The sequence below is a fragment of the Buchnera aphidicola str. APS (Acyrthosiphon pisum) genome (assembly GCF_000009605.1).
Taxonomy (GTDB): Bacteria; Pseudomonadota; Gammaproteobacteria; order Enterobacterales; family Enterobacteriaceae; genus Buchnera; species Buchnera aphidicola_I.
Map to the genome: position 1 here is coordinate 1 of NC_002253.1, position 7786 is coordinate 7786.

Annotated in this window: 7 protein-coding genes; 6 read left to right on the forward strand and 1 reads right to left on the reverse strand. The window is 26.7% G+C overall.

Annotated features, from left to right (window positions below; genetic code table 11):
- Positions 1-345 precede the first annotated feature (345 nt).
- Complete coding sequence (locus tag BU_RS00025) at positions 346-1197, reverse strand: replication-associated protein repA1 (RefSeq protein ID WP_010892291.1); 852 nt, start codon at positions 1195-1197, stop codon at positions 346-348.
- A gap of 316 nt (positions 1198-1513) precedes the next feature.
- Between BU_RS00025 and BU_RS00030 the strand changes: the two genes are divergently transcribed.
- The 6 genes from BU_RS00030 to leuD all read left to right on the forward strand — a co-directional run bounded on the left by BU_RS00030 (position 1514) and on the right by leuD (position 7786).
- The gene (locus BU_RS00030) at positions 1514-2017 is read left to right on the forward strand and encodes a TIGR00645 family protein (RefSeq protein WP_010892292.1); all 504 of its coding nucleotides are present in this window, start codon (positions 1514-1516) and stop codon (positions 2015-2017) included.
- A 123-nt stretch (positions 2018-2140) separates the two neighbouring features.
- Entirely contained in the window at positions 2141-2893 is a 753-nt protein-coding gene (gene repA / locus BU_RS00035) for a plasmid replication initiator RepA (protein ID WP_164927321.1), read from the forward strand.
- Between the two features lie 138 nt (positions 2894-3031).
- On the forward strand, positions 3032-4591 hold the full coding sequence (gene leuA, locus BU_RS00040; protein WP_010892294.1) for a 2-isopropylmalate synthase: 1560 nt from the start codon (positions 3032-3034) through the stop codon (positions 4589-4591).
- Between the two features lie 60 nt (positions 4592-4651).
- Positions 4652-5743, forward strand: a complete 1092-nt coding sequence (gene leuB, locus BU_RS00045; RefSeq protein WP_010892295.1) for a 3-isopropylmalate dehydrogenase — start codon at positions 4652-4654, stop codon at positions 5741-5743.
- Between the two features lies 1 nt (position 5744).
- Positions 5745-7160: a 3-isopropylmalate dehydratase large subunit gene (gene leuC / locus BU_RS00050; RefSeq protein WP_164927322.1), complete on the forward strand. Its 1416-nt coding sequence runs from the start codon at positions 5745-5747 to the stop codon at positions 7158-7160.
- A 2-nt stretch (positions 7161-7162) separates the two neighbouring features.
- A complete protein-coding gene (gene leuD, locus BU_RS00055; protein ID WP_010892297.1) occupies positions 7163-7786 on the forward strand; it encodes a 3-isopropylmalate dehydratase small subunit in 624 nt (207 codons plus the stop codon).

Sequence of the window (7786 nt, forward strand, 5' to 3'; positions counted from 1 at the left end):
ATGTAATTATTTTTTTAAAAAAATAGCGAAGTTTTTAGAAATAAAAAACTTCGCTATTTTTTTTTAATTTAACAAGTATGTTTTTATTTATTTTTTTATATAAGTTTTAAGAATGTTATTTTGCATTTATTTATATAAGAAGCATTTATTAAAAAAAACAGTATGCATTTATTTATTTTTTCAATAAAAAAATGTGATTCTAATGTTTTTTTTTATTGAAAAAATAAAATAAGATGTTTTATGATAAAAAAAAAGGGGGGGAGATAATTTTACAGTGGATTTAAGAAACAAAAAATATGCGAATAAACGCATGCCTTTAAGAAAGAATAAATTTAAATAAAAATTTTAATTATCAGGATAAGTGTTTGTAGCTATCTTGCGTAAATAATAATAGCTTATATTAACTTGTTTCTTTAATCCATTAGGCCCTAATTTAGTTAATTCAGTAATAGAGTATTTGGCTACTAACGCTCGAAGAATAGTTTGTCTGGCTTCTTTCTCATCTAATGAAATCAAGCGTTGTGCATTTCTCTTTTTTTTATAAAAAGCATGCTTAGAAATTCTATATTGAAAAATATTTTTAATTTGAGTATCTTTAGAACGTCTTTTAGCATCAATCATGGTTATTGGTTTAAAACCTTTACTAATGAGATTTTTATTGATCCACCCTAATTGTTGTTTCTTAGCATCCATTAATTTTTTTTCAGAAACACCAAAGAGCATAAAAAACAATGGGGTTAATGTGATCATTTTGGGCATATAATTGCCTAATATTTTATCCCATGTTTTTTTGCAAGTAACAAAACCCATAGGTTCCATAAAATTAGTAATTAATCTAGAAGCACGAGTAATAGATTTATTACCTGCTTTAGACAAGGTAGACAAACCACATTCATCAGATAATTGTTCAACTGATGCTTGAACCAAATCAGAAGAAATATTAAAATGGTAAAGCATAGCTAAAACCATGGCTCTCATAGCACATGCTCGGTGTTCATTTAATCTTCTAAATCTTTTTACGGGAAAACCAATTTTAATATTTTTGATCTGTAAAATATAATTTAGTTCGCATCGAGCTACATCTATTTCTGATGCTCTTTTCATTGCATAACAAATAAAAGATGGCCTACGTTTATTATTTTTAGGTGGTGTAAAAAATGGATTGGGATTATTTATATAGCATTTTCTTATTATCATAACATGATACTTAAAATAGTAAGTGGGTTCATTTTTTATATATTTCAAATATATAAAATTTTATTTTTATTCTTTCAATAATTAAATTTTTTTATATTTAAGAATATATACTTTACTTTTATTTTTTTTTATGAATAAATATAATTTATAAAAAATAAATATATTTTTAACATACATTTTGATTATTTTCAACGATAACTTACTAAAACTTAAAAGTTTTATCTTAACTTTCTTAAATTAAATAAAATATATTTATAAATTCAATCTATATCAAAAACAATATTTTTTATTAACAATTACTATTCAGGTTAAAAAAATGGAAAAAATTATTGAAAAAAGTATATATGCCTCTCGTTGGTTAATGTTTCCTGTATATGTAGGTTTATCGTTTGGTTTTATTTTATTAACATTGAAATTTTTCCAACAAATTGTATTTATCATGCCAGATATTGTGGCTATGTCAGAATCAGGTTTAGTGTTAGTTGTTTTGTCATTAATTGATATTGCATTAGTAGGTGGTCTATTAGTTATGGTTATGTTTTCTGGATATGAAAATTTTATTTCTAAAATGGATATACAAGATAATCAGAAAAGATTAGGGTGGATGGGAACAATGGATGTTAATTCAATAAAAAACAAAGTAGCATCTTCAATAGTTGCTATATCTTCTGTTCATCTTTTACGTCTTTTTATGGAAGCAGAAAAAATATTAGATGATAAAATTATGTTATGTGTTATTATTCATTTAACTTTTGTATTATCGGCTTTTGGAATGGCATATATTGATAAAATGAGCAAAAAAAAACATATCCTTCATTAGTTTTTGTTTAAAAAAAATTTATTTTTTTTTAAAAAAACTAATATAAAAGTATATTGTTCAATATATGATTTATCAAAAACTCTTCTTTTAAAAAAATATTTTACTTTTAATTAAGTGTATTTAGTGCCTAGAAAAAATTATATATATAATCTAAAACCATTTTTTAATCCATCTAAAAATGAAAGAAAAAAATCTACATTTATTTGTTATGCAATGAAAAAAGTATCAGAAATAGACGTTGCTAGAAGTCATTTAAATCGTGCATTATTACCAATAGATCCTAAAACTGGTAATGTTTTGCCTCGATTCAGACGATTAAATAAACATCGAGCATGTGCTATGAGAGCTATAGTACCTGCTATGTTGTATTATTTTAATATTAATTCTAAATTAGTCGAAGCTTCTATTGAAAAATTAGCAGATGAATGTGGATTATCTACTTTATCAGATTCTGGTAATAAATCCATCACTCGCGCTTCTCGTTTAATAAGTGAGTTTTTGGAACCAATGGGTTTTGTTAAATGTAAAAAAATAAATAGTAAATCAATGAGTAATTATATACCTAAAAAAATTTTTTTAACTCCCATGTTTTTTATGTTATGTGGTATTTCACCATCAGAAATAAATCATTTTTTATCAAAAAAAATAAAACCATTAAAAAAATTAAAAAAACAAGAAAAAAGTGCATTTATTTCTTTTACAGATATGAAGATTATATCGCAATTAGATGAAAGATCAGCTAGAACAAAAATTTTAAATGCTTTAATTAATTATTACACGGCTAGTGAATTAACAAAAATAGGTCCGAAGGGTTTAAAAAAAAAGATAGATATTGAATATAGTAATTTATGTAATTTATATAAAAAAAAATCATAAAATAAATTTATACAATAAAAATTTCATAAGACATCATATACAAAATTATTTTGTATATGATGTCTTATGAAATTTTTATTGTATAAATTTATTTTTATCCAATAAAACATTCCATTACCTTAATTTGGAAAAATTTTTATGAAATCTAAAGTTGTTATTTTTGATACCACGCTACGCGATGGAGAACAAGCATTACAAGCAAGTCTTAGTGTTAAAGAAAAGTTACAAATTGCACTATCTTTAGAAAAATGTGGGATAGACATTTTAGAAATAGGATTTCCTGTTTCATCACCCGGAGATTTTAAATCAGTTCAAACTATATCTAAAAATATTAAAAATAGTCGAATATGTAGTTTAGCTCGTTGTATAGAAAAAGACATCGATGCAGCCGGAGAAGCTATGTCTTCATCTGATTCTTTTCGAATTCATATTTTTTTAGCTACTTCAACACTTCATATGGAATCTAAATTAAAGAAAAATTTTAACGAAATAATAGATATGGCTGTTTTTTCAGTAAAAAAAGCTTTACGTTATACTGATGATATTGAATTTTCTTGTGAAGATGCTACTAGAACTACAATGGATAATTTATGTCGTATTGTAGAAACATTAATTAAATCAGGTGTGAAAACAATTAATATCCCCGATACAGTAGGATATACTGTACCCAACGAATTATCTTGTATAATAAAAAATTTGTTTGAAAGAGTACCTAACATTCATAAATCTATAATTTCAGTTCATTGTCATGACGATTTAGGCATGGCTGTGGGAAATTCAATATCAGCTATACAGGCAGGTGCTAGACAAATAGAAGGGACTATAAACGGAATTGGCGAAAGAGCTGGTAATACAGCATTAGAAGAAATAATTATGGCTATAAAAGTAAGAGAAGATATCTTAAGTGTTTCCACTAATATTAATTATAAAGAAATTTATCGAACTAGTAAAATTGTTAGTCAGATTTGTAATATGCCAATTCCATCTAATAAAGCTATAGTAGGTAGTAATGCGTTTGCACATTCTTCAGGTATCCACCAAGATGGTGTATTAAAAAATAGAAAAAATTATGAAATTATGGAACCAAGTAGTATTGGTTTAAAAGAAGTAAAACTTAACTTAACCTCTCGTTCTGGAAGAGCAGCAGTAAAACATTATATGGATGAAATGGGTTATAATAATAGTGATTATAATATAGATGAACTTTATACTGCTTTTTTAAAGTTAGCAGATAAAAAAGGTCAGGTTTTTGACTATGATTTAGAAGCATTAGCTTTTATTAATAAACAACAAGATGAATGGGAATACTTTTCTTTGAAATTTTTCAGTGTGCAGTCTATTTCTAATAGTTTATCTACTGCATCAGTAAAATTATTATGTGGCAAAAAAACATACACAGAATCTTCTACTACAAGCAATGGACCAGTTGATGCTATTTACCAAGCATTAAATAGAATTGCATGTTTTCCTATTATATTACAAAAATTTCAACTTGTAGCTAAGGGGAAGGGTAAAGATGCGTTAGGTCAAGTAGATATCTTAGTTGAACATAAAAAAAGGAAGTTTCATGGAGTGGGTTTGGCTACTGATATTATTGAAGCATCAGCTCAAGCAATGATCAATGTACTAAATAACATATGGAAAGCAAAACAAGTTAACAAAAAATTAAAAATTTTAAAAGATTTTAAAAAAAAATAATACATCTAGATATAGAAATATAATATTTTTTGTTGATTTTTATTAAAGAGAAAAATTTTTATGAAAAAAAATTATCGTATCGCTGTATTATCTGGTGATGGAATAGGTCCTGAAGTCATGCAAGAAGCATGTAAAATTTTAAATGTTTTAAAAAAATATTTTTTTCTATCTTTAGAAATACAAAAATTTAATATTGGTGGTATAGCTATTGAACGTGAAGGTGTTGCTTTGCCAAAAACTACATTGCTAGGATGTGAAAATTCTGATTCAATTTTATTAGGTTCTGTAGGTGGTAAGAAGTGGGATAACCTTCCAGTAGAACAACGTCCTGAAAGAGCCGCTTTATTGCCTTTAAGAAAACACTTTAATCTTTTTTCTAATTTAAGACCAGCAAAATTATATCCAGAACTAAAATGTTTATCACCTCTTCGTTCAGATATTGTAAAAAATGGTTTTGATATATTATGTGTAAGAGAATTAACAGGTGGAATTTATTTTGGTGAACCTAAAGGTTTTGTAAATAAAAACAATACTAAATATGCTTTTGATACAGAAATTTATCATGAGTATGAAATTATCCGTATTGCTCATTTAGCTTTTAAATTGGCACGATCTAGGAAGAAGAAAGTTTGTTCTATAGATAAATCAAATGTTCTTCAAAGTTCTATTTTATGGAGAGAAGTAGTTGAAAGTGTTTCTAAAAAATACCCAGATGTTCATTTATCTCATTTATATATTGATAATGCTGCTATGCAAATAATTAAAGATCCTAATCAGTTTGATGTATTATTATGCTCAAATCTTTTTGGAGATATTATTTCTGATGAATGTGCTACAATTACAGGTTCAATTGGGATGTTACCATCAGCAAGTTTTAATGAAAAAAATTTTGGATTATATGAGCCGGCAGGCGGATCAGCACCTGATATTGAAGGTAAAAATATTGCTAATCCGATTGCTCAAATACTTTCACTTTCTATGTTAGTTAGATATGGCATGAATTTAAATCAGATAGCAGATAAAATTGATAAAGCTGTTAATAATGTATTAAAAAAAGGTTATAGAACTTCAGATATATCTCATGATAATAATTTTTTAAAAACAGATGAAATGGGTGATCTTATTGTTGATTCTTTAATTAATGGTGAATGACATGAAGAAAACATTATACGATAAAATATATGATTCACATATTGTTTATGAAGAGAAAAATAATACATCTCTTTTATATATAGATTTACATTTACTTCATGAGGTTACATCACCTCAAGCCTTTGATTCATTACGAGATAAAAATCGAAAGGTTAGACAGCCTAAAAAAACTTTTGCTACAATGGATCATAATGTTTCGACAACTAGTCAAGATATTAATGCTTCAGGTTCTATGGCAAAGGTACAAATGCAAGAATTAATTAAAAATTGTTCCGAGTTTAATATATCATTATATGATATAAAAAATCCTAATCAAGGGATTGTTCATGTTATTAGTCCTGAGAAAGGGATGACTTTGCCGGGTATGACTATTGTATGTGGTGACTCACATACATCGACGCATGGTGCATTTGGAGCATTATCTTTTGGTATTGGTACTTCAGAAGTTGAACATGTTCTTGCAACTCAAACATTAAAACAACAGCGTTTTAAAAATATGAAAATAGAAATTACAGGAGAAATTCAAAAATTTGTCACTGCTAAAGATTTGATTTTGTTTATTATTGGAAAATTAGGATCATCTGGAGGTGCAGGATATATAATTGAATTTTGTGGTAATGTAATTGAAAAAATGAGCATGGAAGAAAGAATGACAATTTGTAATATGGCAATTGAAATAGGTGCAAAGTCAGGTTTGATAGCACCAGATGAAGTGACATTTTCTTATCTGAAAAATAAAATGTATGCACCACGTGGTGTTTTTTGGAAAAAAGCATTAAATTTTTGGAAGAATTTGAAATCTGATAAAAATGCTTTTTTTGATAAAGTTGTGAATATAAATATTTCTGATCTCTCGCCACAAATTACCTGGGGGACAAATCCTGATCAGGTGATCTCAATCGATCAAAAAATACCTGATTTTAGTAGTTTTGATAATTTAATAAAGAAAGATTTAGCGAAATCTGCATGTAAATATATGGGTTTAAAAATAGGTACTTATTTAACTAATATTACTGTTGATAAAGTTTTTATTGGATCTTGTACTAATGGAAGAATAGAAGATTTAAGAGCTGCCTCAAAGATACTTAAAGATAAAAAAATTGCTAATAATGTTAAAGCTATTGTTGTTCCTGGATCAGGTTCAGTTAAGAGAGAAGCTGAAAATGAAGGTTTAGATAAAATATTTATTAGTGCAGGATTCGAATGGCGTTTACCTGGTTGTTCTATGTGTTTAGGTATGAATAAAGATAGATTAAATGATGGTGAACGTTGTGCGTCTACTAGCAATCGAAATTTTGAGGGTCGCCAGGGGAGAGGGGGGCGAACACATTTAGTAAGTCCTATTATGGCGGCTGCAGCTGCTGTATACGGTAAATTTGTTGATGTTAGAAAATTATATAATGGTGAGAATAATTAAATATGTTTAAATTTACTGGACATGCTGGTATCGTTGTTCCTTTAGATATATCTAATATAGATACAGATATTATTATTCCGAAGCAATTTTTGAAAAGAGTAAACAAAATTGGATTTGGTAAATATTTATTTCATGACTGGCGTTTTATTGATGCAAATCAATTAGTAAAAAATGAGGATTTTATACTCAATAAAAAAATTTATAAAAACGCAAGTATTTTATTAACTAGAGAGAATTTTGGTTGTGGCTCATCGAGAGAACATGCTGTTTGGTCTCTAGTAGACTATGGATTCAAAGTAATAATTGCACCTAGTTTTGCTGATATTTTTTATAATAATAGTTTTAACAATAAGCTTCTTTTAATCACTTTAAGTTCGAGTGAAATTACTTTTTTATTTGATATTGTAAAAAATAATATAGGTATTACTTTTGATGTAAGTTTAGTCGAAAAAACGGTTACTGTAAATAAGGAAGTATTTTCATTTGAATTAGATGATTTTCATTACTTTTGTTTGTTAAATGATTTAGATAATATTGATTTGACTATGAAGCATTTATCAGAAATAAAATCTTATGAAAGTCGTATATCTGATTTTTTATTAGAAAGAAGAGATTTCAAATCTTAA

What these genes read in the sequence shown, in the direction of transcription:
- BU_RS00025 (WP_010892291.1), bottom strand. Translation starts at nt 1,197, where the DNA reads ATGATAATAAGAAAATGCTATATAAATAATCCCAATCCATTTTTTACA.
- BU_RS00030 (WP_010892292.1), top strand. Translation starts at nt 1,514, where the DNA reads ATGGAAAAAATTATTGAAAAAAGTATATATGCCTCTCGTTGGTTAATG.
- leuA (WP_010892294.1), top strand. Translation starts at nt 3,032, where the DNA reads ATGAAATCTAAAGTTGTTATTTTTGATACCACGCTACGCGATGGAGAA.
- leuB (WP_010892295.1), top strand. Translation starts at nt 4,652, where the DNA reads ATGAAAAAAAATTATCGTATCGCTGTATTATCTGGTGATGGAATAGGT.
- leuC (WP_164927322.1), top strand. Translation starts at nt 5,745, where the DNA reads ATGAAGAAAACATTATACGATAAAATATATGATTCACATATTGTTTAT.
- leuD (WP_010892297.1), top strand. Translation starts at nt 7,163, where the DNA reads ATGTTTAAATTTACTGGACATGCTGGTATCGTTGTTCCTTTAGATATA.